Genomic DNA, 26,217 nt, shown 5'->3' with positions numbered 1-26,217 from the left:
CAAAACAGCCGATCAAAAATTTAAGTTGCACGAGACGGTCTGCACAAAAGCGTTACGACCAATCCTTTAATTTCAGCTAAGTTAAGCCGCATTCGTAAATCCCCGGTAAAGGACAGGAGTATGAATTTTGTATTATTGCCCTTTTTCAGCTTTTTAGTCGGTATTGTTGTTGGTTTGACAGGAATTGGTGGCGCTTCTCTCATCACCCCGATGTTGATTTTTGTTTTTCAAGTTCCGCCTGCGGTAGCAGTCAGTTCTGATGTCGTTGCTGCTACCCTCATGAAAGTCGTTGGCAGCATCAAGCACTGGCAGCAACAAACCCTAGATGTAGAAGTGGTGAAATGGTTAGCTTTGGGGAGCATTCCTGGTTCATTGTGCGGGGTAGAGATATTGCACTTAATCAGGCAGACTGGAGAACATAACCTGAACAATATCATGCTTCACTTGCTGGGTGTCGCGCTTCTATTGGTCACAGTTTTGGCGTTGATACAAATGCTATTGTTGACCTTCTTCCCAAAATTGCAATTACCTGAACTGCCTAAATTTGACTTAAAAACTAAACTAGGACGCTTACAGACGATAAGTATAGGAGCATTTTTAGGTTGTATAGTCGGTCTGACTAGCGTTGCTTCCGGTTCAATGTTTGCCTTGGTGCTAATTGCATTTTTTCGTCTGGATGCACGAAAATTAGTCGGTACAGATATTTCCCAAGCAGCAATTTTATTGTTATTTACTGGTCTTGGACACCTCACCTTGGGAACAGTAGATTGGGGTTTAGTATTACCGATATGGCTAGGCTCAGTACCAGGAGTATTACTGGGTGCTAAAATCTGTCAAATAGCACCACAAAAACCATTGCGGTTTATTATTTACTCTATATTAATGATGGTCAGTTTGAAGTTAGTTTATTAAGTATTTATTTGTGCCGTAATAAAGTAAATGTACCTCTCTCATACATGATGTATAAACCTAAGCCAATCAATACAAAAGGTACAGTCTTTTTACCATAGCGACTTAAAATATAGGCAATTCTAGCTTGACGACTTAATAGGAAAGCAACAGCGCACCATACCCCTACCATGACAAAAAACACTATGAGAATTACAATTAAACTGGCAAAATTATTACCAGCAAACAAGGGAATATAGATGCCGATATTATCACCTCCATTGGCAAAAGTGACTGCTGCAACTTTATAAGTTTGAGGACTAAGAATACTCAAAATAAAATTTAGTATAGGTTTACTGGTAGTAGATGGCTCGAAATTAGTATTAACATTCTGAACTTCTGTATTTTCTGTTTCTTTATTCAGTAATTGCTTAATTCCAATTGCTATTAGCAATATTCCCAATAATCCTATCCAGACTCTTGATACTACTAAACCACCAAAGAACCCTGGTAGGCTGGCAAGAACGATCGCGGCAAAACCAAGATACTGACCGATGAAAACATGCCGACGGCGAAAATGAGGATCAAGCTGGGAAAAAAATAGCAGTAGTATAATAATGTCGTCAATATTGGTGGCAGCAAAGGCAATGATTGCCTTAGTGATAGTTGCGATAATTTGACTCATGTAGAGTTGTCAAGATTTATGATTATCCAGTCAAACATTCTTAGCAAACAAATCAGGATATACCGACATGAGTGAGTTAATTACTACACTCTTAATTGGGTTCTCAGCCTTCGTTGCTACTAATATTGATGATATCATCATTTTATTATTGCTTTTTTCTCAGCTAGATTCTAGCTTTCGAGGTCGGCATATTGTTGTTGGTCAATATCTCGGTTTTACAGCATTAGTGATTGCCAGTCTTCCTGGTTTGTTTGGTGGATTACTCATACCAACAAATTGGATTGGCTTATTAGGATTAATACCAATTGCTATGGGGATCAATAGTTTGATCAATCCCGAAGAAGATTTATCTGACGAAATTGCAGTCATAACAGCTGAATATCAAGACTCAACTATTGCTAGTTTAATTAATGCAAAAACTTACAGTGTTGCTGCTATCACTATTGCAAATGGCAGTGATAATATCAGTGTTTATGTGCCGTTATTTGCTAGTGGTAATATCGAGAATTTCTTGATAATTATTGGAGTGTTTTTTGTCCTGATAGCAGTTTGGTGCTATTTAGCTTATAAATTAACTTCTCAAATAAGTATTGCGAATATTTTAAGTCAATATGGCAACTCTATATTGCCTTTTGTATTGATAGGATTAGGTGGATTTATTGTTCTCAAAACAGAGACTTTGAGTCTGATAAAGTTGGCGGGTAGTTGTATTTGCTTAGTGATTCTTTTGAAAAAGGATAGTTGAATCGCACTCATCTCATCAAGCAATTTGAGAAACTTGTGCAGTTTGCTGCTTCACAAGCTTTTCAAAAGCCATCATTACCTGTGTTTGAAAACGTTGACGATGTTTCAGTTTCCAAACAGGTTGAACAATTTCCAACTTTTCACCAGGCGATTTTTGTGGATCTACGATCTGCACAGCATGTAATGTCCCTAGCAGCACTTCTTTTGTAACTATAGATTCGGGAATCGCAGCCGCGCCGACACCTCTTTCTACTACTACTTTCACCATTTCGCTGGTGTTCAGGTTCAGAACAACATCTAGGCTACTAGGTTCAATTCCCCAACTTTGCAAAGCTCCCTCAAACATGCGCTGTGCGCCGGAACCAGATTCACGCATTACCCAACTAGTGGTGAGCAATTCTTCAAGATAAATTTCAGTACGCTGAAACCAAGGGTGAGATTTACCAACGACAATTTGTAGGCGATCGCTCCCCACAACTTCTTTCTCCAACGAGTTCTGTAATGCAGGTTTGATATCCCCTGTGACAAAACCTAGATCGTACATTCCTACAGCAGTTCCTTCGCAAATTTCTTCTGCATTCCCTAGTGTGCAATTAATTAAAATACCAGGATAGTGCTGTTTAAAGTCGCTAATTTTTTCGGGTAGCCAGTAGTTACCAATAGTGAGACTCGCGCCTAACTTCAACTCTCCCCGTTGCAAATTGTTTAATTCCTTCAAACCGCGTTCAGTTAAATCTACTTGGTCGAGAATTTTTTGTGCTTCACCCTGCAATAACTTACCAGCATCTGTAATTTCGATATGACGTCCAATGCGATGAAATAACTTTACCCCGTATTCTGTTTCCAAACTTTGAATCGCAGCACTCACTGCTGGCTGGGTGATATAAAGCGCTTCCGCAGCACGGGTAAAATGCAGCATTTCCGCCACAGCTAAAAAAATTCGCAACTGCTCCAGCGTCATTTTGGCTACTTACAAATTTGTGAGTGTTTTGACTAGGATAGGGTTATTATACGGTAAAACCGGCGAAAAACTGTAGATTATTGAACTGTTTTTGAATTATGTAGATATATAGCGGTTTGCATTTAGGTGGAACACACCTCACCCCCTCCCCCTCTCCTTGGTAAGGAGAGGGGTGTCCTCTCTTGACGGGGTGAGGTTTTGTACTTTGCTGAGTCAAAATTGCTATATCTGCATTTTAATAAATTCCATCTATGAATTTGACAAAAAAGACTGTTTGCTTTCAAAAGTGCAGAGCCATAAAGTAAAACTAATGATTGCTTCTTCCCGAGAAGATAAACACAATTAGACCATTTAAAATCAGAAATTTTCAACCTCACACAGAGGAAGACATATGCATAGGTGGTTTTTCCCAGGTTGAGAAAAGTATACGTCACATGGAGGCGCAAAACAGAGAAGAAATCACTACTACACCAGCATCAGCATACCGGAGACATATAATAAATGAGCGGATTGCTAAGTGCCATTCCCACTGGACTAATTGCTTTTACTGCAACTAAACTTGATGATATTGTCACCCTGTCACTGTTTTTCTCACAAGTAAGTGTGTGCTTGCAGCGTCGCCACATTGTTATCGGTCAGTATCTTGGTTTTAGTGCGTTGGTGGTTGCAAGTTTACCTGGCTTTTTCGGCAAACTTATCCTACCCCAATCCTGGATTGGTTTACTTGGTGTAGTGCCAATCATCATTGGTATAAGTCGCCTACTGCATCAAGATACCGAAGATGCACAGACTGATACCCAAACCTCTGATTCTCCTCAATCTTGGTTATGCAGTTTGCTTTCTCCCCAAACCTATGGAGTAACAGCAGTAACAGTTGCGAATGGAGGCGACAACATCAGCATTTATATGCCATTGTTTGCTAGTACGACTTGGGATCGCTTGCTGATCATTTTAGGAGTGTTCTTCTTGATGGTAGGTGTGTGGTGTTATACCGCTTACTGCTTAACCAAGGTTAGTGCGATCGCTTCTATGATTACTAGCTACGGTAATTCTTTGGTTCCTTTTATCTTAATAGGATTGGGTGTTTCTATTTTGATGGAAAGCCATACCCTAGAAACCCCTATCTTAGCTATTATCAGCTGTGTAATTCTTGGTTATTACCTGTTAATTCTAGGCAGGAATACGTAGCGAGAAATGTACAGATTTTCTTTAGAGTTGCCCGAATCTAAAGTATTAGCTAAAACTGAGCGAAAATAAATTGATATTGGCTAGAAACTGCATTAATAGATAGAGGAACAAATATTTACATCTCACTTGAGATTAATGTAGTTAGTAACAAGACTATGAACATTATAAGGAGAAAGATATGAAACTATTTAAAATCAACTTTATCAAATTTGCTTTTGTTTGCTTATTACTAGTGATTAATTTTGTCATGATTGCTCAACCATCCTGGGCGAACAAAAAGTATACATCCGATCCGGATTACATTGAAGTCACTAAAGCTTTAGAATCTGCATTACATGATAAACAAACTCAAGGCGCAACCTCAGAGATTCAGCAAAAAATTTCTAATTTGCAATTCCAGAAATATATCATTGAAAATAGTGAAGAATCTTGTGGGATTTGTCGCAATGAAACAGGAAAGACACTATTAGTTTATGGTCAAAAATCGAAAAAATCTCGCTCTACCTATGACAACGAATTGTATCTATTACCCAGTGGTACAGAAACTGATGACGAATGGGACTGTCAAGGTGTTTATCTTCCTGGTCAACCCGCGACAGAAGATCAAGAAGGCATACCCGCTCAGGCATTTAAGATTGTGCATGGAACTCGGTTAGTAGCTACAACCAATCCCCAAACTGGCGAAATTGAATTCAATCTTCCGCCTGCAAAAATTTTCCAATCTGGTGAAGCTAACTGGTTTATTCCCAATAATTTACAAGCTGCGCTTGATACCGGAATTACCACTGCCAAGATTAATGATTAAATAATCAGTGTTGATTAGGCTTATTGCAATAAGTTTATTTTCAAAAATCGACAACAGATGAACACAGCTTTTATCTGTGTTCATCTGTGTTTATCTGTGTTCGTTTCTTCCTCAATCGACTCCATTGCCAACCGCTATATTCTATAGTAATCTAACACCGATGAACACAGATGGATTGTACATTGGTGTTTTGGTGGTATAACGCTTCTACTTAAGGAAAAATCAGTGTTCATCAGTGTTCGTTTTTTCCTCCAGTAGACTCCATCGCCAACCACATATATTTTTTAGGAATCTAACACCAATGCATACCAATGGACATAAATGGATTGTGCATTGAAAGAATTGTAAAAGTAGATTTTTTATAATTTTTTATGAAAAGATATTAATTAAAGATTTTTATAGATGTAAATCCTATGAAGTTTGAGATAAAAAAGATAGAGACACAAAAGTCAGAAAAACTACAAAAATACAGATCAGATAGAGTGCGGGATCATTTGGCAAATGAACGTACATATCTAGCATGGATGCGGAGTGGTATTGCACTCATGGGTTTTGGTGTTTTGATTGTGCGTCTACGTATACTTCGTCCACCATTAGCACCACAACCCCCTGGTAATGGTTGGAAGTTGGGTTTAGCATTCGCTTTGGTAGGTGTATTAACTGTACTGCTGTCAACTCAGCACTATTTTGCGGTTCGTCGAGATATTGACGAGGATACCTACCAACCACCGGATCGTTGGATCATTCTTTCGAGTCTAGCAGTCATTCTTCTTGGTGCAGGAGTTATCTATTATGTGTTCACTGTTCCCCTAGATTATTTGCAAACTTTTGTGCTGGAGTAGGGGAGTGTAAAAATGATGAATTATGAAATTTTCAGCATTCATACTTCTCACCTATTCCCTATTCTCTTGTTCATTAAGCACAGTTGCTTATCTCAAAGCATAGGCAGCAGGAAATACTTTTGCTTGCTTCGGTTTTATATAGACACGTTGACCTTCTTGTAATGGAAGTTGACGAAACTGTTCTCGGGTAAGGTAAGCATTGATTCTTTCACTAGACTGTAGAATTAAGTCCACTCGAATCTCCCAACCAAGATGAATAATACGATCTACGATCGCAGGCGTTGAATTATCGCTTGCATTCATCTCTATGTGTATATCATGTGGTCGCAGAAAGACTTGGTCGCTGGGGGAAACCCTATCTCTGCTAGGTAAGATACCAATATCACCTCTTAGCACGTTCACCGGGCCAATAAAACTCATGACAAAAGGTGTGGCTGGGTTGTCATAAATCTCCGCAGGACTACCGACTTGTTCTACCCGTCCCTGATTCATCACCACAATTTCATCTGCTACTTCCATAGCTTCTTCTTGGTCGTGGGTGACAAATACAGTTGTGACGTGAACTTCTGAATGCAGATTGCGTAACCATGCACGCAAATCTTTGCGAACTTTCGCATCCAAAGCTCCGAAAGGTTCATCTAATAGTAAGATACGAGGCTGAACAGCGAGGGCGCGTGCTAATGCTACCCGTTGTCGTTGACCACCAGAAAGCTGAGAAGGATAGCGATCGCCGAATCCTTTTAGCTGTACTAACTCCAAAAGTTCCTCGACCCGTTGTCGAACGCGGTTTTTGCTATGCTTGCGGAGTTCCATAGCAAAAGCAATGTTCTCTCGCACCGTCAGGTGTTTAAACAGCGCGTAATGTTGAAATACAAAGCCAATATTGCGATCCTGTACGCTGCGACTAGTAGCATTATCACCCACCAACCAAATTTGACCAGTATCTGGTGTCTCCAACCCAGCAATTATTCGTAGTAAGGTGGATTTTCCCGAACCTGAGGGGCCTAATAACGCTACTAAAGACCCGGTTTTAATTTCCAAAGTTACATCATCAACTGCACGGAAAGTCCCATAAAGTTTGGAAATATTTTCAACTATAATTCCCATATTTGTTAGTTATTTAAGCTCCATATGTATAATATTTAATTAAATACTGTTTTTCAATCGGTTTTTAGTATTTTAAGCAAAATGTAAAATTTGCTATCTTCCTCAACAAACACCATTCCTGCATCGTTACAGATTTGGTGAGATAGTTTTCGATGCCAGTCTTTACGACAGTTGGCAACATACTCATGCAATTGTGAACTTTATACTGTTGATCTATCAACTTACCGTAGTTAAGTGGTTGTGATTTTTAGAATGATGTGACATACTCAATATTAAGTCCACTATTCCGACCGAGTTACAGTACTTAAAGTCCTGGTGATTATAAATCTCAGCTATACAAACAAAGTCTGTTGATGCGGACTTTGTTACTTAGCCTGCGTAGTCCCAGAATTTCAGTCTGCGGGGATTTTTGGTGTAAGGAATTAATAATGCTAAAAGATTCACAAGGACTAGTAGTCACAACCAATTCATCAGATGCGATCGCAGCTATTAACCGCTTCATCGATCAGGCACTTTTTTATGGCAAAAATGCAGAACTAGCGATTTTGCGAGCAATTACAGCAGATCCAGCTTGTGCTTTAGCCCATGCCTATGCTGCTGCTTATTATCTTTCCCAGGAAAGCAGGATAGCTTGGCAGCAAGCACAACCCTACTTGCAAGCAGCACAAAAGAATTCAGCCAAGATTACCAATAGAGAACAATTATATGTGCAAGCAATTTTAGCTTGGGCAAACAAAAAAATTGATGTGGCGATCACAATCCACGAAGAGATTACTAACAAGTTTCCCCATGACTTGATATCCGTACAGCAGGGACAGTATCACTATTTTTATTTGGGTGACAAAGAAAGATTATTACAAATTGCCCAAAAGGTTCTAAGAGCCAATCGTGAACATCATTATTTATATGGTATGGTTGCGTTTGGTTTAGAACAATGCCATCAACTAGCAGCAGCAGAAGCAGTGGCACGCAAGGCAACAGCTATGAATCGCTACAATCCTTGGGCCCATCATGCCGTTGCCCATGTATTGGAAACTCAAGGGCGAGTGGAAGAAGGCATCGCTTGGATGGAGAGTTTTGCTGATACTTGGGAAAACTGTAACTCGATGCTGTATACCCATAACTGGTGGCATGTTGCCCTGTATTATCTAGAACGAGGTGACATAGACAAAGTTTTGTCACTCTACGATATCCATATCTGGGGACGTGCCAACAAGCGATCGCCCAAAGACCAAGTCGGAGCAATTTCACTTCTATTAAGGTTAGAGTTACATGGGGTGAATGTGGGTAGTCGCTGGCAAGAGTTGAGTGCTTATCTTTATCCTCGTATTCATGAACATGCTCTTCCTTTTCAAGACCTGCATTACGTTTATGCAATGGCTAAGGCAGGATTTCCAAATTGGGTAAACCAGATGTTGTTGAGTATGGAACAACACTCTCTAAGTGTAAATCCTTTCCTACGACAGGGCTGGATGGAAGTAGCAATTCCCGCAGCAAGGGGAATGGTTGCTCATGCCAAAGGTGATTTTAATAAAGCAATAACGCAACTTAAACCAGTTTTACCACGTTTGCATGAGATTGGTGGTAGTCATGCCCAGCGAGTTTTGTTTCAACAGGTTTATCAAAATGCGCTATTGCTGGCACAAAAGCAGAGTTGGATTTATAAAAGCACTGCTTGATGGGATTGTGTTGGAATTAATATCAAGTTCGATTAATCACTTAGAATAAAAAACCTCACAAGAACAGCCCCTTCACCCCTAATCCCCACTCCCTTAGGGGAGTGGGACCCCCCCATCCCCTCTCCTTAGCAAGAACAGGGGTGCCGAAGGCGGGGTGAGGTAAAAGGGAATTGTAAGTAATCATGCGAACTTGATATAACCGCAGCGTCCACTGATATACTCCTCAGCTTCTTTGGTTGTGGGAGTATTGAACATTTGTTCTGTAGGACTGAACTCGACTAATTGACTGCGACCTTCGCCATGTTCATCTTTCACTGTGTACATCTGTCGTTAATTTCCAAAACTCGCTGTAAATCTGCCCCAGTACTTTATAGTCTTCTAATTCCATTGTGGCAAAACGCTTAACTCCTACTCTCTCCATTGACCTTTGCAGTTTCGCATCTGTTTGCAATAGTGCCGACTGCATCTGCCTAATCAAAGGTTTACCTAAATGCTGTGCTACTACCAATGGTGGCATAGGAGATGGGCCAAGTACTTCTATTACACGCAAATGTTTTGATAATTCGGGAAAGTTGCGTAATTCTTGTTCTAATACCACACTGTCAATCGCTGCAAAGTCTGCCAATCCCTCAGTAATCCAACGAATGGAACGTTGATGAGAACCTGATTGTATTGTCTTGCCAAAAAAATCTAGGGGATATCTTTCTTGAACTAACTTGTAGCGCAGCAAATTATAACCACTGTTAGAACCAAGGTCATTATAGGATAGGGTCTTTCCTGCCAAATCTGCAAATGCTTTTATATTGCTATCAGCATTGACAATCACATCTGCAAAGTAAATAGGGCGGTTGTAATATCGAGATGATTGCATCACAGGGGCAACCAATGTCTGCAATTGGTCTAAAATCACCTGACAGTAGCGAATTAGCGGTAATCCACAAATAAATGCTAGGTCGATTTGGTCTTGCAATAGTAACGGATCTTCCAGAGGATCGCATTCTCCTTGGTGTAGCTTTATTTCTAATCCTAAAACACGACTTAGATAAACTGTAATTGCTTGGTAAAATCCGAACCAATTAGGAGCTAAGTAGGATACAGCACGCAGTTTTGGTAAGATAGTCATTCTTGTTCTACAATAGCGTGATGCTTGAAAACTTGTGTGATTCTCCGACCTGACCAATGGATGTATAAAAAGCCTAAGCTGGCAAAGGTCAACAGCATAATTCCAAAAACAGTCGTATATGCTTTAGTGTGCCCCCATAGCCGCGCAATCAATGCAGTACCTTGTTTTGATAACTTCCAGAAATCATAATTATTAACCCTTTTAGTCTTATGGATAGTTTGGGCTAATGTCATTTTGATTGCTTCCTTAAAAAATAAGTACGGTAAATCGATAAATTTATAGTAGATTATATAACGAATCATCCCGATTCGTCAAAACACTTTATCCCAGGCTTGTTGTACTTGGGTAGGGGTGCGATCGCTTAAAGAGGAAGCCGCACTGTAAATGTACTACCTAGTCCAGGTTGACTTTGAACGTGAATAGTGCCTTTATGTGCTTGAACGATCACCATAGCGATAGCTAATCCTAATCCCGAACCGCCAGAAGTGCGAGAGCGATCGCGATCTACTCGATAAAAACGATCAAAAATTCGCTTTTGGTGTTCGACAGCAATTCCAATTCCTGTATCTTGAACTCTAATAATGGCGTAAGACTCACTACTTTCCAAAAAAACTGTAACTTTTCCCCTACTAGGAGTTGCTTGAATTGCATTCACAATTAAGTTAGAAATTAAACGATAAAGTTGTTCTTCATTTCCCCTAACATACAGTTTTTCTGAAACTAGCACCTGCTTGGAGAGATTTACCCCAGTCTCAACTGCCAAAAATGCTAACTCCTCAATTAAATCGCTAATTAAATCATTTAAACAGCAAGGCTGATGTTCACCTGTTAGTTGTTTTTGGTCTATCCTCGTTAACAGCAATAAATCTCCTACTAATTGTGAAAGGCGACGATTTTGATGTTTGAGAACATCTAAAATCCCAACATTTGATTTTGGTTCTTGCTGTAACTTAATAGCAGCTTCAATGGTAGAGTACATTGCTGCTAAAGGCGTGCGAAACTCATGGGCAGCATCGGCAGTAAATTGTTGCATTTGTTGGTATGAATTATATATAGGTTGCATAGCCCTTCCTGCCAACCACCAACTGGACAAACCAACAAAAATCATTGAAATTGGCAAACCCAGCCATAAAGTTAATCTAAAAAAAGCAAGATGTTGCTCTAAATCAGTCAGACTCCGCGCCACTTGTAGATAACCGGAAAGCTGGTTTTGGGAATGCATAGATAAGGTGATTTGGCGATATCGAGTGCCAGAGGAGTCTATGAGAGTTTGCCAATTTTTTGATGATGAGGTAATCGGTAATTCATCAAGTGGTATCCCTGCAATTGCAAACGGTTTTCCCGAGCGATCTAATAAGCGTATGTAATAACTGACTTGGTTAGCGGCTTCTGCTATTGGTTGTTTAATGACTGCTGTTTTAGGTAAACAGTTTGTTTGAGTTATACATATTTCTAAGGAAAGTTCTTTCGCAAGTTGCTGTAAATGTCCAGGTTGCTGCCAAGCAGGTTCAATACTTTGATGTAGCGCCTTTGCTACTGATTCTAAACCCTGATCTACGCTTTCATAATAGGCATGGGCAACCACACTATAAACGCCCAAACCAGATAGCCCTAAAATACTACCCATAACGAGGGTATACCAGGCTGCTAGCCGCAACCGAGTCTGGCGGAAAATGGGATTGCGTTCCATATTTATAGAACCTCGCTCAAGGTGTCGCTGTTAAGTTAGCAAAAATCAGCAACCTGTTTCCGCAGTATGAATATTTAAGCGATAGCCCACACCATAAATAGTTTCAATCAAAGATTGATTATCTTCTTCTCCTAATTTACGTCTCAATAAGCGAATTTGTGCTGCTACTACATTGCTAACTGGTTCTGCACCAATTTCCCAAAGCTGATTAATCAGTTGGTCGCGGCTGAGAATTTGGTTAGGATGCCTCATGAAGTATTCCAATAACTGAAATTCCTTAACTGTTAAAGCTAATACTTGTTTATCACCGTGCCTATACTGACGAATAAGTTCATGAGTGCTGTAATTGAGTGTCAGGCAACCTACTTGTAAACGTCGGGGTTGGGCTTGGGGTGTAAGTGTGACTCCTGTGTAAGAAGCTCGCCGTTGCAATGCCCGTAATCTTGCCAGCAGTTCTGCCATATCAAAAGGTTTAACTAAATAATCATCTGCACCGCTATCTAGACCGATAATTTTTTCTTCCATGCGGTCTTTAGCAGTTAGCATTAATACAGGTAGAGTTAGGTGGCGCGATCGCAACCATTTACACAATTCTACACCCGAAACTCCTGGCAGCATCCAATCAAAAATCGCTAGGGTATACTCAGTCCATCCGGTTTCTAGATATTGCCATGCTTGAGTACCATCTAGAAACCAATCAACTATATATGCTTCATGACTCAGAACTTGTTTGATTGCTGCACCTAAATCAGCTTCATCCTCAACTAATATCAGCCGCATAGTCAACCTTTGCTTATCAGTGCTAAAAGCCTTCTTTAAATACACTTGCACACAAAAGTGAAACAACTATGAAATTTTGATTCTACTTTAGATAGAAATATTAATAACTGAATAGTTTTTAGATGCATATAAAAATGAAATTCTGATGAAATTCTTTTGCTACTTGAGATATGAAGACTTGTGATCTCAATAGTAAGAAGCAATAGCTACAGCCATTTCCTAAATTAAGGTCACAACTATATTATTAATAGTTGTCAAAATAAATGTTTTGTTGGTAATAATATGACTCAATTTTAGCTATGGGTTGCTTTATGAAAATGCTCACTCGTATATGCAAAGTGAGGAAAGAGAACGGAGTCCTTAGCAATAACAGCAGTACATGTGTATGACAGTGAGATTGCACCTCAAATCAACCAAAAATAATGACTGAACACATTGAAGGATGATTTTTCATGAATCAACAGTTGTGGGATAGCATTAACTGGGCATTAGGTTTAGGTGTACAGCCAAAGACGCTAACTTTTTTACAAATGGCATTACGCGCCATCATTTATATATGTAGCAGGGCTAATGATGGTACACTTGTCAGGCGATCACCGTTTTGGTGGTAGGTTCACTGTTTTTGATGTCATTGTTTGTATCACTTTCGCCAATCCGATGTGCTAGCATCTTTACGCAGCAACGCTCACTTATCCGATCCAAGTCAAGTAAAAGTTGCACGCCTAGAACGCAGTGGACAAATTAGTGTTATTCCTAGAGTGTGCGAACCACAGGTGATTGAGATGACAATTGAGGAAGGAGTGCAGACTGTGCGGGTGAAGCTAGAGCCTCAATTAAAGTAATGAATGTATAAAACTATATTTTCAGACGGTTGAAGCCGTAATTTTAAGCAAGTTTGCTCAGGACAAAAGCAGTCAAAAATCCCAAGACGACAATTAGCCCAGCAAAATCATGGGCTTGCTCAAAAGCTTCTGGAATCATCGTGTCTGAAATCATTGCTAAAATAGCACCTGCGGCGATCGCAGTAGTTGCGGCGATGACTTCTTGTGAGAAGTGACTGAACAAAGCATAACCCAAAAGTGCTGCTATGCCAGAGATAATGGCGATACCTCCCCATACACCAAAGATGTAAGCTGTTGAACGTCCTGCTTTTTTCATCCCAGCAGCACTAGAAAGTCCTTCAGGAACATTAGACAGAAAAACAGCCGCCACCGTTACCCAACTGACAACTCCTCCCCCAATCATGCTGACACCAATCACGATAGATTCTGGGACACCATCGAGTAATGCACCAATAGCGATCGCTAGTCCACTCCCACTATTTTCCTCTTCCGATGGTTGCTGTTCACCTGAACGCTTGCGATGCTTTGCACCTTGATGAGACAGAAACCAGTTGGCTGCTGTGTATACTACTGCACCACTGACAAATCCGATCGCTGTTGAGTCAAAGCCACCGCGCTTATAAGCTTCATCCATCAGTTCAAATGCTAGTGCTGAAATTAACACCCCAGCACCAAAAGCCATAACTGCGGCAATGAGGCGTTGGGGGATTTTGGCGTAGTAACCCACTGCTGAACCCAACAGCAATGCTGAACCACCCACCAAACCCCAGAAACCTGCTTTTAACCAAAGTGGAAACATGATTAAATCGTAATTAAAATTCTTGACTTAGATAGCTTGCATTTCTCCACCTTGAGGTTTTGATAGTGCTTGTAGTTCTTCCCAACTGTAATGGCTGGGTAGTTCAATTGGTTTGTGATCGGCTCCTAATCCTAATCCGACAGTCGGCTGGAGTTCTTCAATAAATTCTTCTGCGTACTCTGCTAACTTATTACCTGCAACTCCACCAGTAATTGCTCCAGCAACCCCACCAATGGCAGCACCAACTTTACCACCAATTGAGCGACCTAATGCGGCTCCAGCAATTCCACCTCCGGCTGCTCCCAATCCCGTTGCAATAGGATGAGTATTTGAAGGCGTTTGATTTTCATTTTCTGGGTTAGAAATAGAGTGTTCTTCGTTGTTCATTTGTCTCTCCTTGAAACTAAGCGTAAATTTAGCTAAAAACCTCTTCCCTTCTGTCTTCTGCCCTCAGCATAGCTGCCTTTTCATAACAACAATTTTTAACACCAAACAACTTATAATCAGCATAAAACTACCTTGGGTTAAGGTACACCAACAGCCACAGGGCAAAGCGTTCCAGTCCAACCAACACCGCAGTGATGCCTACAGCCAAACCAAACAAAATTAGGTTGTTTTCATTGCCGGCTTTTAAGGCAAAACTTAAGGATGTGGAAACAGCTGGAGGATGCATAACATCTAACAGAATCATCAGTATAATTGTGACGATCATCGCAGTTCCACCAGACACATAACCCGAACCCAATAGCACATATATTAAAAAACCGATCCCAGCTGCTATCATTTGGGAAATGACCAAAGTTCGCACCGTATTTGTACTGTGCTGCGGATCAAGATAAATGAGAAAGGCACTGGAGGCAAGGGACGCAAACAACAAACGCTGGCGGGTTAGTACTTCCACAAGAGCAAAAACGCTCAATATGACCACTGTCGGAGCAGTTGCTAATGCCAACTCACCCTTCCAGGTGAGGCGATTACGGAGCGATCGATTCGCACGTTGCAAAGGCTCCAATCTGGAACGGTTGGGTTTCATCGCATACTCCTATCAAGTTCCGGCTCCGATGAACGGCGTTGTTCTCCCTGCTGAATCTCCCGTTCTAAGAAATAATTCAGCAAAGTTCGCAGCAGGACGATCGCTCCCAAATTCAAAATATCCTGGCGAGTTGGCGCTACTGCCGTCCGCAAAATATCGCTAGCCACAGTGAATTCCAAACCCAATGCTAAAACTCGTCCCAATTGCAGGCGAATTCCTTCTGTAGCATCAAAATGTTGTTTGGAACGAGAAAACAACAATCGTAAATAAGCAGCAATACCCCGGATCACCGCTCCGCCAATCACAATTGCTGCGGCAATTTCTGTACCTGCTGCCAAATAACCGACGATGACTTTTAGCCATATTTCTAAAGGAGTAGTTTCTCTGCCCTCCCCCCCTCCTTCCACATTCAAACTCAACAGCAGAACTAACCCTAAAATCAGTGCTAGGGGCAATATCAAATTAATTAATGAATCCCGTGATGCCTCTCTTCTCATACCTTTCTACTTCAATCGTTCTGCTATATGATCGCCGACGCGCAAAGCATTGGCCATAATCGTGAGCGTGGGGTTAGCGCCAGAATTGGAAGGGAAAAAACTACTATCTACAATATAAAGATTATCGACATCATAGCTACGGCAATTGAGATCAAGGACTGAAGTTTTGGGGTCTGTACCAAATCGACAACTACCGCATTGATGGGCTACTGCTTGTTCTGGTAGATGAGTGCGGGGATAAATGCTAAATGGTAGGACGTGTTTAGCAGAACGCGGAATTGACTTAAGTACAGATGTCCAACGATGGATGAGGCGATCGCTTGCTTCTGTATTATTCAATTCATAGTCAACGTGAATCTTGTCACCCACTACCCGAATCCGATTATTGGGATCTGGTAAATCTTCTGTCTGCAACCACCAACCAACTGATCTCTCAGCTAGCAAATGACGCTCAAAATGAGGAACCAGTTTCACAAATGGAGCCATCAGTGGTGGAGCCTCTGCGGGAATCATATCGGCAAGCACATTACCTGTATTCTGCACCATGCCCATTGGATAAGGAAAATCTGGTTCTCCCCAGTAAAAATCATTGACGGCGATCGTTTTTTGAAAGTTGGCGTGATTCACCTCTAGATGTATGGAAACTATGGCTGTTTCCAACTGTTTCATAAAATTCCGCCCTACTTGATCGGAACTGTTGGCTAATCCATGAGGATGTTTATCGTTAGCAGAACGTAATAGTAAGGCAGGCGAGTTGACAGAACCACAGGCAACTATCACAATATCGCTTGCAAACCAATGCTTTTCCCCAACGATTTCAGTTTCTACACTTGTCACCTCTCGCCCTGATTCACTAGTATGCAGTCGTAATACCTTAGCATTAGTTTTGAGGGTGAAATTACTATACATTGCCCAGGTAGGACGAATGGCGTTAACCTCAGCATCGGCTTTGGCTTGTACCAGACAGGGATATCCGTCAAAGGTATCGCAGCGAATACAAGGACTATTGATGCGATCGCTTTCATTCAGCTTTAATCCTAGTGGTAGGTGAAATGGGTAATATCCCAGTTCGCGGATACCATCAACAAGGAACTGCATATCCGGCTCATGACTTACAGGTGGATAAGGATATGGCTCGCTACGAGGTGGTTCGGTTGGGTCTTCTCCTTGTTGACCATGTACGTCATATAATTTTTCTGCCTGGGTGTAGTATGGCTCAAAGTCTTGATATTTCAACGGCCATTCTGGCGAAATTCCTCCCTTGTGAATTACCTTTGCAAAATCTCGCTCTCGCAATCGAACTAAGGCTGCACCGTAAAGTTTAGTATTGCCACCAACCCAGTAACCTGTCTGGGGCTTAAAGGCTTTACCTTCTTTGTCGTACCATTCTTCATCGGTGTGATAGCGATGTTTTTGATAAACTTCTTGGGGATTCCAATTATCTTTTTCTCTCGGCAGAAAGTTGCCTCGTTCCAAGACGAGAATTTTTTTACCTGTGGGTGCGAGGCGGTGAGCCAGTGTACCGCCACCGGCTCCTGTACCGATAATAATGATGTCGTAGCGTTCGGTGATGTTCGTCATGTTTGATTTTTTTAAACGCAAAGGGACGCAGAGATTTACGCAGAGGGACGCAGAGTGCTTTGTAATTCCTCAAGTGTTGGCATCTGGTTTAAGCGCATCAGTTCTGAGATGACTGCTTGCAATTGCTAAGACTTGATTGTTTTTGATGTCATAAGCGATAAATTGCTGTTGTTGCAAATCTCCATCTACAACAACATGATGTCCATTCAGCGCCCCTTCTGCTAGTGGTGCGCCATAATGAGCGCAGTGTGCGCCAACGGCATAAAAATTTCCATCTATGTGACTTAGTAAAATTTCTGTTTCGCCGACAGATATCTGTCGTATTTCACCATGATTTAGGTCATTTATATTGACAACAACTGCTTCTTTTTGTCTCATAATTAACTCTTAAATAAACTATTAGCTATCTCACTATAGTATTCGTTTTTTTGAGACATAATAAATTATACGTATGAATATTTTAATCTGTTTTTTAAAATTAAAATTATTATTTTTTTTTGATTGTTTAAAAATATTTTGCGAAAAATCGACTGACTTATTTTTGAAGAATTAAAATTTTAAATCTCTCTAAATATATATTTCTAAGCTTAGATTAAAACTTTAATTTCAACCTTGCTTCTATCTAACGGCTTAATGCTTATTTCTATCTAAAGAGAGGTAATTATTTCATTTTAATTTCATTTTTATTAGATATTGTATGAAATGATTCAATAAGATTTAAATTTAGTAAAAGTTAGAAAATTCGATAATATTATTAAATTTTTAAATAAAAAGTAATTATTCTGATGACTTAAGCTGAGAAAAAAATTACATAATTTATATCTATGGTTTGAGGTAATTGAAATTTAATCTAATCACAATTAGATATAGTAATTTTTTGATATCTATTGAAAAAAATAGACTTACTAACTTAAGAAGTGATAAATTCAGTCCTTTTTGCAAAAAAATAATTAATTATTTTTCTCATTTGTAATGCTGTAGCAATTTGTGATTCACTAGAAGCTGCCATTTATTCTAGTAGCCAAATTAGATAACAGGAGATTCCTATGCCTGAACCCATTGAAATTTATGAAAAGCGCATGGATGCGCTCATACGCTCAAATTCATCACTCCAAAAGCTTGCTAATGGTGCGGCTCATAGCGAAGGCCCCGTTTATTTCCACGAAGATGATAGTGTTGTGTGGAGCGACGCACATGGCAACCGCCTGTTACGCTGGAGTGCAAGTGATGATGTGAGCGTTCTGCGAGATCCATCCGATTACCAAAGTGGTAATTACCGCGACTTGGAGGGTCGTTTGGTAGCGTGTTCGTCGGGTTTGCGTGCTATTATCCGCCGCGAACACAATGGAGAATGGAAGATTTTAGTAGATCGTTACCAAGGTAAACGCTTGAATAGTCCAAATGACTTGGTAGTGAAAAGCGATGGTACGATTTGGTTCACTGACCCGCCCTATGGCATTACTCAACCAAATCAAGGTTACGGTGGTAAACAGGAACAAAGCGGCAGTTACGTGTATCGCTTCGATCCGCAAACTCGCGAAATTTATCCAGTCGTGACAGATATGGTGCGTCCTAACGGACTTACTTTCAGTCCAGATGAAAGTCTTTTGTATGTTTCAGATACGGCTGCGTTTAATATTCCGGGAGGTCCTCATCATATTCGTGTATACGAGGTTGGGGAGGATGGTCAGCATGTAAGCAACGGTCGTGTGTTTGCAGTCATTGAGCCTGGACAACCTGATGGAATCCGGGTTGATGAACACGGCAATGTTTTTACCAGTTCTAAAGACAGCGTGCAAGTATACGCTCCTGACGGAACTCGCTTAGGGAAAATTTTAGTGCCGGAAACATGCGCTAATCTAACTTTTGGGGGAAAGGAACACGATCGCTTGTTCATCACGGCCGGTCATTCCTTATATGCTATTGACCTTAATACCCGTGGTGTACAGCAATGATTTATAAATCTGTCCTGAGTGTAGCGATGTCTAACGACAAGCCACTTTACGTCTACGCTGTGTGGGTACTACCGAAGGTAATTACTTTTGGATTAGCTTCAGTTAATTATCCATTCCTGGGGCCGCATTTAGTGAGTTCTCTTGTTCATACGTACCCTGGTGGACTAGCAGGATTAGCACTTTTACTGCTAAGAGTGAGCGTTGGCGGTTTGTTTTTGATCCACGGCTACCCCAAAGTACTGCATATTCGGCGGTGGGCTGAATCTATCAATACACCTGTTTTTCTTTGCTTTATATCTGCATGGACGATGTTGGGTGGGGGATTGTTCTTAATCATTGGATTGCTTACACTTTTGGCAACTTTGCCGATTTTGGCTTCTATGTTGTTTGCAATATTGTTACATCTGATTCAAGGTAAGCCTTTTGTGGCTACAGATCCCTATTTAATTCCCGAAGACCAGTATAAAGGCCCTTTAGGAAAGGGTGAACCGCCAAGTTGGGAAAAAGCGTTTATGTATTGCGTGATGCTGATTGCGATCGCTGTTTTGGGCCCTGGTGCTTATTCCCTAGATGCTGCGATTTTTAGATGATGAATCAAAGCCGTTCCCTACCGATCCGTATCCAACGGTAGCCGTAACCTTCAAGTTGTATCCCGTGTTCGGGGTGTTCGATTGATTCGTAGGGTTTATCTCCAAGTAAATCAATCCAATGGGATTCGCGATCGCCATCTAGCTTGAGAGCTACAGTACAAGCATCTGATGCTAAATTATGAAGGGCAACAACTGTTCCATCACGCCATCGGTAACATAAAGCCAATACTGCTGAGTTGTCAGTTTCGATTAATTGCCAACTTCCCCAGCCGAACTCCGGACATTCTTTACGCATCCTGATTGCTCGTTCCATCCAGTTTAAAAGTGAATGGGGATCTCTGCGTTGAGCAATGACATTCAGGTGTGGGTAGCCATATTCCCCTTCCTTAATTACGGGTCGAATGAGTTGATCGCAACAAGCAGTCGAGAACCCGCCATTCGACTCTGCTGACCATTGCATTGGGGTGCGGCTAGCATCGCGTTGTGGCAAGGATAAGTCGTCTCCCATGCCAATTTCTTCACCCGCCTTGAGGACTGGTGTTCCTGGCATGGTAAACATAAGGCTGTAGGCGAGGCGAATCCGGCGTGGATCTCCTTGAACTAAAGGTGGAAAGCGACGACGAATACCGCGATCGTAAATCCATACCTGCTCTTTATCTTGATGAAATTTGGTCAATATCTCTTCTCGTTCCGACTCACAAAGCTTGTCGAGCGACAATTCATCGTGATTGCGGATAAAGTGCGCCCACTGACAAATGTCTGGGATTGCTGGTGGTGCTTGCAATCCTTTGATCAGAGGAGCCACTGCTTCACGAGCCAAAGCCAGCATGAGATACTGATTGACAATGAAGCTAAATAGCATTTGCAATTTATCGCCATCGTCTAAATATTTCGGTACATCTTCCATTGGCACATTCGCTTCTGCCAGAATGATCGCATCCCCTCGTCGCCAAGAAAGAAAGTTCCGCATTTGTTTAAGATAAAGGTAAGGGTCTTGAATATCTGCCTGTTTTTCAATACCCTTTAGCTCAATTAAAAACGGAGCCGCATCAACGCGAAAGCCGGAAATCCCCAACTGTAGCCAAAATCCCATGATTTTTTGGAATTCTTCCCGAACTTGAGGATTACCAATATTTAAATCTGCCTGATACTCAAAAAAGCGGTGAAAATAATAGGCTCCAGCTTCCTCGTTATATGTCCAGGTACTCTGTTGATAGCCAGGAAAAATAATCCCTGACTCGGCATCGGCAGGTTTTTCCTCTGACCACACATAATAGTCGCGATATTTAGAGTTCTTATCTTTGCAAGCCGCTTTAAACCAAGGATGGTCAATGGAGGTGTGGTTAATTACTAAGTCAACAATAACGCGCATACCGCGATCATTTGCCTGACGGAGAAATTCTACAAAGTCTCCTAATGTTCCCAAACGCGGATCTACACTGTAGTAATCCGTAACATCATAGCCGTTATCTCGGTTTGGGGTAGGATAAAAGGGCATGAGCCAGATACAGTTAATGCCTAAACCAGCAATATAATCTAAGCGATCAATCAGTCCTTCAAAGTCTCCTATACCATCGCCGTTACCATCCATAAAGGTTTCGACATCAATGCAATAGATAACAGCACTTTTGTACCAGAGGTCTAACATAAATACTCACAGCGATCGCTTCCGGTATCCTAACTTTAGTTGGTTTTTCTTAAATATCTATCGATGGTATTAAATTTCCGATTAATTAATATCTATCAAAAATAAGTTGATAATTTCGGTTAATATCTGGTGCTGATTCACTAGAGACTCTAATTTTTGAACTGTGAATTACTGCTTAATTCTAAAAATATTTTGATACTAGCTCTTGGTTTCTAACTCCTAACGTATAAAAAAGATAAAAAGGATGAATATCATGAATACAAATATTTTGATTAGCGGTGCTGGTATAGCAGGGCTGACTTTAGCATATTGGTTACAGAAATTCAATTTTAATCCGACGCTGCTTGAGAAACGTTCTGACCTTAAAGATGAAGGTTTCATGATTGATTTTTACGGCTCAGGTTTTGATATTGCTGAAAAAATGGGCATCCTCAATCAACTTCAAGCAAAGCACTACCCTATTTCAGAATTAAAGTTTATTAATAGCCAAGGAAAAACCCAAGCTACTTTGTCAATAGAAAAATTTCGCAGAATGCTAGATTTTAGACACTTTAATTTTATGCGGGGTGACTTGGAAACTGTACTTTATGAAACTATTAAAAATACAGTTCCCATTCAGTTCAATACGAGTATGGTGCAGATGCACCTTCATCCCAATCAGGTAGAAGTAGAATTTTCAGACCATACTAAACGAGAATACGATTTAGTGATTGGCACCGATGGCATTCATTCCCAAACTAGAAATATTTTGTGGGGAAGTGAAAGTCAGTTTGAGAATTTCTTAGGATATTACGTTGCCTGCGTAATTACTGAGGATTTTCTTGAAGACAGAGACGCTTTTTACACCTATATGAAACCGAAAAAACAGGTGACTATATGCTCAATTCGTGGTATTAGATTAGGAACTTTGTTTGCTTTCAAATCTGAAAAGCATGATGTAAGAACACACCAACAAAAACTTGATTTACTGAGCGATGTATTTGGCAAAATGGGCTGGATTGTTCCGGAAATTTTAGCAGCAATGAAGCGATCGCCTCATCTCTATTTTGATGCTGTTTCCCAAATCAAATTGACTCCTTGGTACAAAGATAGAGTGGCGCTTGTTGGAGATGCCTGTCAATGTTTAACTTTACTAGCAGGACAAGGTGCATCAATGGCAATGGCTGGCGCATATATTTTAGCGACTGAACTCTTTCGGACTAATGGTAATTATCAAGTGGCTTTTCCCGCTTATCAAGCACAACTGCAACCGGAGATTGCCAAAAGACAAATCCAAGCCCAAAAGTTGGCAAGTTCGTTTGTTCCTGATAATTATTTCTCGATTTGGATGATGAATTTGTTTGTCAAGTTCATGTTTTTACCAGGATTTAGTTCGATTTTTCGTGAGCAAATAGGTGCAAAAAGCATCATTAAATAACTAGTCTTTAATTGAATCCGCCGGAAAACGTTTGCCACAACAGCCAAAGGTTTAGCCCCACAATGAGAGTTGCAACACTTCCAGCTAGTATCTTCAGCCAACGAGGATTAACGAACTCACCCATAATCCGGCGATCGCTTGTGAACATCACCAAGGGAATGACGGCAAAAGGCAGTTGCAAACTTAAAATTACCTGACTGAGGATCAGCAAATTGGTTGTACTGCCTTCGCCAAACCATAGAATTGTGATTAATGCTGGTGTAATTGCTAGCCAACGAGTTACTAGCCGACGCAGCCAAGGCCGCAAGCGCAATCGCAGAAAACCTTCCATGACGATTTGCCCAGCCAAAGTTCCGGTCAGTGTAGAGTTTTGACCAGATAACAATAGTGCAAATGCAAATATGGCACTGGCTACTGGTACACCTAATGTCGGAGAAAGCAATTTGTAAGCATCTTGGATTTCAGCTACTTGATGATTTCCTGACGTATGAAAGGTGGCTGCGGATAAAATCAGAATTGCAGCATTAATAAACAGAGCGATCGTCAGAGCAATGGTGGAATCAAGTGTAGCAAACCGGATGGCTTCTCGCTTCTGCTGTGAGTTTTCTTGCCAGCGACGAGTTTGGACAATTGACGAATGTAAGTAAAGATTATGGGGCATCACCGTTGCTCCCAAAATACCAATTGCGATATAAAGCATTTGGGGGTTATGCACTATCTGGGAATTGGGAACAAACCCCTGCATGACATCCCCAAAATTAGGCTGAGAAAAGACAATTTCTGCTGCAAAACACCCAAAAATCAGCGTAATTAAGCTAATGATAACCGCTTCAATGTAGCGAAACCCTTTGCTTTGCAACAGCAGTACCATAAAGACATCGACTGCTGTTACACATACACCAATCGCTAAAGGAATGCCAAACAATAACTGTAGAGCGATCGCACTCCCTAACAGTTCAGCTAGGTCGCAAGCTGCGATCGCAATTTCACAAAGTAGCCAGAGGAATAAACTCACACGTTGATGGAAATAGTCTCGACATGCTTGTGCTAAATCTTTGCCTGTTGCTACACCCAAGCGGACACAGAGAGATTGCAGTAGCACCGCCATCAAGTTTGATAGCAAAATTACACTCAAAAGCGTGTAACCAAATTTAGCACCTCCTGCTAGATCGGTAGCCCAGTTTCCAGGGTCCATATAACCCACCGCCACCAGGTATCCAGGCCCAGCATAAGCTACAAGCTTGCGCCAAAAATTTTGTCGTTCAGGAACTGGGATACTACGATGGACTTCCGGTAAGCTTGGCGGATCTGATACGGAAACCGTTTCTACAGGTTTTTTCATTGCTATTTTTTTTCATAATCTTTTCATATTCTACTTAGTTGTTTAATGCCAGCCATACCCTTAGGTCAGATTCCCATCCACCACGAAAGGCTGAATATCTTTCTTTTTTGTTCTCTATTGACATTAAAAGGAGGCTTAGTGATGCTTTTTAAGCCTGGAAACTTTGTTTGCGAACTTTTAGTGTAGAGATAATTGAAAGTATCTCTTATATTGAAGTGCATTTGTGATGACCGAGTTACCTAAAAAAGCGATCACAGTTTTTGTTCACTAGATGCGCTCCTTTTGTAAAAACTATGTCTTAACCAAGGACATAAATCTCATTTTCCCCTACAGATAGATGCTGCCTTGGAGAGTAAGCATTTAGATATATCTATAATTTACACACCAAGAACCTTAGTCTCAAAATCAGTTATTGACCCTTGGATGAACTCAATATTCTAATCATAGCGATCGGTGCGATCGTTCTATTTCTGGGACTGTTATCTGACTATTTCCGTCGTAATTGGTGGACTTGTGACCCCTTAACAGCACTATTATTAGGAATATTACTAGGCCCAATTGGCTTAGGATTAGTCAATCCCAACGCTTGGGGTTTACCAAAAGAGCATCTTCTAGAGCAAGCCGCCCGTTTTACCTTAGCGATCGGATTAATGGGAGTAGCATTGCGACTACCCAAGAATTATTTTTTCCACAACTGGCGACCTCTGGCAGTTTTGTTAGGGTTAGTCATGCCTACGATGTGGGTGGTTAGTGGTTTTCTGGTTTATTTGATCTTAAAAATACCCTTTTGGGAAGCCATGCTAGTCGGGGCCGCAATTACACCAACCGATCCGATTGTTTCCACTTCCATTGTGACTGGTGTTGTTGCCGAAGATAATTTGCCTGGACGCTTACGAAATCTTATCTCAGCTGAATCAGGTGCAAATGATGGGTTGGCTTATCCCTTTGTACTTTTGTCCATCCTCATGCTCCAGCGAAACTCAACAAAGGCATTGTCTGAGTGGTTTTATCATGTTGTGCTGTGGGAAGTTGTCGGAGCTGTATTATGCGGCGCACTTTTGGGTTATATAGCCGGCCGTCTTCTAAAATTAGCTGAACGTAAAAAAACAATCGAACATTCTTCTTTTCTGGGTTACACTATAGCCCTCTCTCTTATGGTATTGGGTGCTGGCAAACTGATCGGTACTGATGGCGTTCTAGCTGTATTCGTGGCTGGATTGACCTTCGGTAATGTGATAGGAGGTAAACAACGGGCGGAGGAAGATAATGTTCAAGAGGCAATTAACCGCTTTTTTAACCTGCCGATTTTTATTTTGCTTGGCTTAACAATTCCTTGGCGACAATGGGGATCAATAGGATGGTGGAATCTAATTCTAATAGTAGTGACAGTGTTGTTATTGCGCCGATTACCAGCAATTTTGTTACTAAATCGATTGATTAAGCCAATTAAAAATATCCCAGAAGCATTGTTTACGGGTTGGTTTGGGCCAATTGGTGTTGCTGCTATTTTTTACGCAGGTTATTCTCTGCGTCGAACGGAGGTAGAAGAGGTTTGGTTAGTTTGCAGCTTGATGATTTGCGCTTCTATCGTTGCTCAAGGCTTGAGTGCCACTCCCTTAACAAAGCTCTACGGTAAATACATTCGTAACAAGAATCAGCTAGCAAGTGAAAGTTAATATGAAACACTGGCATTCTCTAAGTTTACTGCTTGGACTAGTACTACCTGGGATGTGGTTGGTCAGTGGTCTGTTGATTTCTTGGATTCTAAGAATGCCATTCTGGGTAGGGATATTGATTGGAGCAATCATTGCCTCGACCGATCCTGTGGTTGCAACCTCCATTGTTACTAAAGTGATCGCCATCCTGATATTACGTCGACAACCAATCTTGCTATTTTTAAATCGATGGATTAAGCCGTTACATGTCCTGGCGCATGGTCAAACAATGGGAAAGGTAGTGATGTGAGGAAATATGGTGATGACAGGCTATTATAAACTTATCGAACTCACGTAGGGTTAGAT

29 protein-coding genes are annotated in these 26,217 nt (G+C 41.0%); 13 read left to right on the top strand and 16 right to left on the bottom strand.

Annotated features, from left to right (window positions below; genetic code table 11):
- Window positions 1-120: 120 nt before the first annotated feature.
- Window positions 121-912, top strand: coding sequence for a sulfite exporter TauE/SafE family protein (locus RS893_RS10895; RefSeq protein ID WP_315791183.1), 792 nt, complete (start codon window positions 121-123; stop codon window positions 910-912).
- Window positions 913-916: 4 nt separating this feature from the next.
- Here the strand turns inward: RS893_RS10895 and RS893_RS10890 are convergent, their stop codons facing one another.
- The gene (locus RS893_RS10890; protein ID WP_315791182.1) at window positions 917-1,573 is read right to left on the bottom strand and encodes a cadmium resistance transporter; all 657 of its coding nucleotides are present in this window, start codon (window positions 1,571-1,573) and stop codon (window positions 917-919) included.
- 67 nt (window positions 1,574-1,640) lie between these two features.
- On the opposite strand from RS893_RS10890, the gene RS893_RS10885 reads away from it, so the two are divergent.
- Entirely contained in the window at window positions 1,641-2,318 is a 678-nt protein-coding gene (locus RS893_RS10885) for a cadmium resistance transporter (RefSeq protein ID WP_315791181.1), read from the top strand.
- Window positions 2,319-2,333: 15 nt separating this feature from the next.
- Here RS893_RS10885 and RS893_RS10880 read toward each other — a convergent pair whose 3' ends face one another.
- On the bottom strand, window positions 2,334-3,278 hold the full coding sequence (locus RS893_RS10880) for a LysR substrate-binding domain-containing protein (protein ID WP_315791180.1): 945 nt from the start codon (window positions 3,276-3,278) through the stop codon (window positions 2,334-2,336).
- 501 nt (window positions 3,279-3,779) lie between these two features.
- Between RS893_RS10880 and RS893_RS10875 the strand changes: the two genes are divergently transcribed.
- From RS893_RS10875 to RS893_RS10865, 3 genes are all read left to right on the top strand, one after another.
- Complete coding sequence (locus RS893_RS10875; protein WP_315791179.1) at window positions 3,780-4,466, top strand: cadmium resistance transporter; 687 nt, start codon at window positions 3,780-3,782, stop codon at window positions 4,464-4,466.
- A gap of 178 nt (window positions 4,467-4,644) precedes the next feature.
- The gene (locus RS893_RS10870; RefSeq protein WP_315791178.1) at window positions 4,645-5,271 is read left to right on the top strand and encodes a hypothetical protein; all 627 of its coding nucleotides are present in this window, start codon (window positions 4,645-4,647) and stop codon (window positions 5,269-5,271) included.
- A gap of 413 nt (window positions 5,272-5,684) precedes the next feature.
- On the top strand, window positions 5,685-6,113 hold the full coding sequence (locus tag RS893_RS10865) for a DUF202 domain-containing protein (RefSeq protein ID WP_315791177.1): 429 nt from the start codon (window positions 5,685-5,687) through the stop codon (window positions 6,111-6,113).
- Window positions 6,114-6,200: 87 nt separating this feature from the next.
- Here the strand turns inward: RS893_RS10865 and RS893_RS10860 are convergent, their stop codons facing one another.
- The gene (locus tag RS893_RS10860) at window positions 6,201-7,220 is read right to left on the bottom strand and encodes a sulfate/molybdate ABC transporter ATP-binding protein (RefSeq protein WP_315791176.1); all 1,020 of its coding nucleotides are present in this window, start codon (window positions 7,218-7,220) and stop codon (window positions 6,201-6,203) included.
- A 428-nt stretch (window positions 7,221-7,648) separates the two neighbouring features.
- Here RS893_RS10860 and RS893_RS10855 point away from each other — a divergent pair, with 428 nt between their 5' ends.
- Window positions 7,649-8,899, top strand: coding sequence for a tetratricopeptide repeat protein (locus RS893_RS10855; RefSeq protein ID WP_315791175.1), 1,251 nt, complete (start codon window positions 7,649-7,651; stop codon window positions 8,897-8,899).
- 180 nt (window positions 8,900-9,079) lie between these two features.
- Here the strand turns inward: RS893_RS10855 and RS893_RS10850 are convergent, their stop codons facing one another.
- The 5 genes from RS893_RS10850 to rppA form a co-directional block, all read right to left on the bottom strand.
- Window positions 9,080-9,223, bottom strand: coding sequence for a hypothetical protein (locus tag RS893_RS10850; RefSeq protein ID WP_315792154.1), 144 nt, complete (start codon window positions 9,221-9,223; stop codon window positions 9,080-9,082).
- Complete coding sequence (locus RS893_RS10845; protein ID WP_315791174.1) at window positions 9,204-10,022, bottom strand: phosphate/phosphite/phosphonate ABC transporter substrate-binding protein; 819 nt, start codon at window positions 10,020-10,022, stop codon at window positions 9,204-9,206. Before RS893_RS10845 ends, RS893_RS10850 begins: the two co-directional genes overlap by 20 nt.
- The gene (locus RS893_RS10840) at window positions 10,019-10,255 is read right to left on the bottom strand and encodes a hypothetical protein (RefSeq protein WP_315791173.1); all 237 of its coding nucleotides are present in this window, start codon (window positions 10,253-10,255) and stop codon (window positions 10,019-10,021) included. The genes RS893_RS10845 and RS893_RS10840 overlap by 4 nt, the downstream gene beginning before the upstream one ends.
- A 128-nt stretch (window positions 10,256-10,383) precedes the next feature.
- The gene (gene rppB, locus RS893_RS10835) at window positions 10,384-11,712 is read right to left on the bottom strand and encodes a two-component system sensor histidine kinase RppB (protein ID WP_315791172.1); all 1,329 of its coding nucleotides are present in this window, start codon (window positions 11,710-11,712) and stop codon (window positions 10,384-10,386) included.
- Window positions 11,713-11,757: 45 nt separating this feature from the next.
- The gene (gene rppA / locus RS893_RS10830; RefSeq protein WP_315791171.1) at window positions 11,758-12,492 is read right to left on the bottom strand and encodes a two-component system response regulator RppA; all 735 of its coding nucleotides are present in this window, start codon (window positions 12,490-12,492) and stop codon (window positions 11,758-11,760) included.
- A 452-nt stretch (window positions 12,493-12,944) separates the two neighbouring features.
- On the opposite strand from rppA, the gene RS893_RS10825 reads away from it, so the two are divergent.
- Window positions 12,945-13,103 (top strand): hypothetical protein, encoded by a 159-nt coding sequence (locus tag RS893_RS10825; protein ID WP_315791170.1) that lies wholly within the window; start codon window positions 12,945-12,947, stop codon window positions 13,101-13,103.
- Between the two features lie 48 nt (window positions 13,104-13,151).
- Window positions 13,152-13,334 carry a hypothetical protein gene (locus RS893_RS10820; protein ID WP_315791169.1) on the top strand — a complete coding sequence of 61 codons (183 nt, stop codon included), beginning with the start codon at window positions 13,152-13,154 and terminating at the stop codon, window positions 13,332-13,334.
- Window positions 13,335-13,377: 43 nt separating this feature from the next.
- Here the strand turns inward: RS893_RS10820 and RS893_RS10815 are convergent, their stop codons facing one another.
- From RS893_RS10815 to RS893_RS10790, 6 genes are all read right to left on the bottom strand, one after another.
- On the bottom strand, window positions 13,378-14,133 hold the full coding sequence (locus tag RS893_RS10815) for a ZIP family zinc transporter (protein WP_315791168.1): 756 nt from the start codon (window positions 14,131-14,133) through the stop codon (window positions 13,378-13,380).
- Between the two features lie 27 nt (window positions 14,134-14,160).
- Window positions 14,161-14,520 carry a glycine zipper domain-containing protein gene (locus tag RS893_RS10810; protein WP_315791167.1) on the bottom strand — a complete coding sequence of 120 codons (360 nt, stop codon included), beginning with the start codon at window positions 14,518-14,520 and terminating at the stop codon, window positions 14,161-14,163.
- Window positions 14,521-14,647: 127 nt separating this feature from the next.
- Window positions 14,648-15,166 (bottom strand): HPP family protein, encoded by a 519-nt coding sequence (locus RS893_RS10805; RefSeq protein WP_315791166.1) that lies wholly within the window; start codon window positions 15,164-15,166, stop codon window positions 14,648-14,650.
- The gene (locus RS893_RS10800; protein WP_315791165.1) at window positions 15,163-15,663 is read right to left on the bottom strand and encodes a DUF1622 domain-containing protein; all 501 of its coding nucleotides are present in this window, start codon (window positions 15,661-15,663) and stop codon (window positions 15,163-15,165) included. Before RS893_RS10800 ends, RS893_RS10805 begins: the two co-directional genes overlap by 4 nt.
- Window positions 15,664-15,669: 6 nt before the next feature.
- A complete protein-coding gene (locus tag RS893_RS10795; RefSeq protein WP_315791164.1) occupies window positions 15,670-17,244 on the bottom strand; it encodes a GMC family oxidoreductase in 1,575 nt (524 codons plus the stop codon).
- A 69-nt stretch (window positions 17,245-17,313) separates the two neighbouring features.
- Entirely contained in the window at window positions 17,314-17,622 is a 309-nt protein-coding gene (locus RS893_RS10790; RefSeq protein ID WP_315791163.1) for a Rieske 2Fe-2S domain-containing protein, read from the bottom strand.
- 668 nt (window positions 17,623-18,290) lie between these two features.
- Here RS893_RS10790 and RS893_RS10785 point away from each other — a divergent pair.
- Entirely contained in the window at window positions 18,291-19,199 is a 909-nt protein-coding gene (locus RS893_RS10785) for an SMP-30/gluconolactonase/LRE family protein (RefSeq protein WP_315791162.1), read from the top strand.
- Window positions 19,196-19,789, top strand: a complete 594-nt coding sequence (locus RS893_RS10780) for a DoxX family protein (RefSeq protein WP_315791161.1) — start codon at window positions 19,196-19,198, stop codon at window positions 19,787-19,789. Before RS893_RS10785 ends, RS893_RS10780 begins: the two co-directional genes overlap by 4 nt.
- Window positions 19,790-19,793: 4 nt before the next feature.
- On the opposite strand, the gene RS893_RS10775 is transcribed toward RS893_RS10780, so the two are convergent.
- Window positions 19,794-21,437: an alpha-amylase family protein gene (locus RS893_RS10775; RefSeq protein ID WP_315791160.1), complete on the bottom strand. Its 1,644-nt coding sequence runs from the start codon at window positions 21,435-21,437 to the stop codon at window positions 19,794-19,796.
- Window positions 21,438-21,690: 253 nt separating this feature from the next.
- On the opposite strand from RS893_RS10775, the gene RS893_RS10770 reads away from it, so the two are divergent.
- Window positions 21,691-22,854 carry an FAD-dependent monooxygenase gene (locus RS893_RS10770; protein ID WP_315791159.1) on the top strand — a complete coding sequence of 388 codons (1,164 nt, stop codon included), beginning with the start codon at window positions 21,691-21,693 and terminating at the stop codon, window positions 22,852-22,854.
- A gap of 7 nt (window positions 22,855-22,861) precedes the next feature.
- Here RS893_RS10770 and RS893_RS10765 read toward each other — a convergent pair whose 3' ends face one another.
- The gene (locus tag RS893_RS10765; protein ID WP_315791158.1) at window positions 22,862-24,196 is read right to left on the bottom strand and encodes an Nramp family divalent metal transporter; all 1,335 of its coding nucleotides are present in this window, start codon (window positions 24,194-24,196) and stop codon (window positions 22,862-22,864) included.
- A 419-nt stretch (window positions 24,197-24,615) separates the two neighbouring features.
- On the opposite strand from RS893_RS10765, the gene RS893_RS10760 reads away from it, so the two are divergent.
- Both RS893_RS10760 and RS893_RS10755 read left to right on the top strand, forming a co-directional pair.
- Window positions 24,616-25,872 (top strand): cation:proton antiporter, encoded by a 1,257-nt coding sequence (locus RS893_RS10760; protein WP_315791157.1) that lies wholly within the window; start codon window positions 24,616-24,618, stop codon window positions 25,870-25,872.
- A gap of 1 nt (window position 25,873) precedes the next feature.
- On the top strand, window positions 25,874-26,161 hold the full coding sequence (locus tag RS893_RS10755; RefSeq protein WP_315791156.1) for a hypothetical protein: 288 nt from the start codon (window positions 25,874-25,876) through the stop codon (window positions 26,159-26,161).
- Window positions 26,162-26,217: the final 56 nt, after the last annotated feature.

It is taken from the genome of Fischerella sp. JS2 (assembly GCF_032393985.1).
GTDB lineage: Bacteria > Cyanobacteriota > Cyanobacteriia > Cyanobacteriales > Nostocaceae > Fischerella.
The sequence above is the reverse complement of the archived record's forward strand: the minus strand, read 5'-3'. Positions and strand labels throughout refer to the sequence as shown.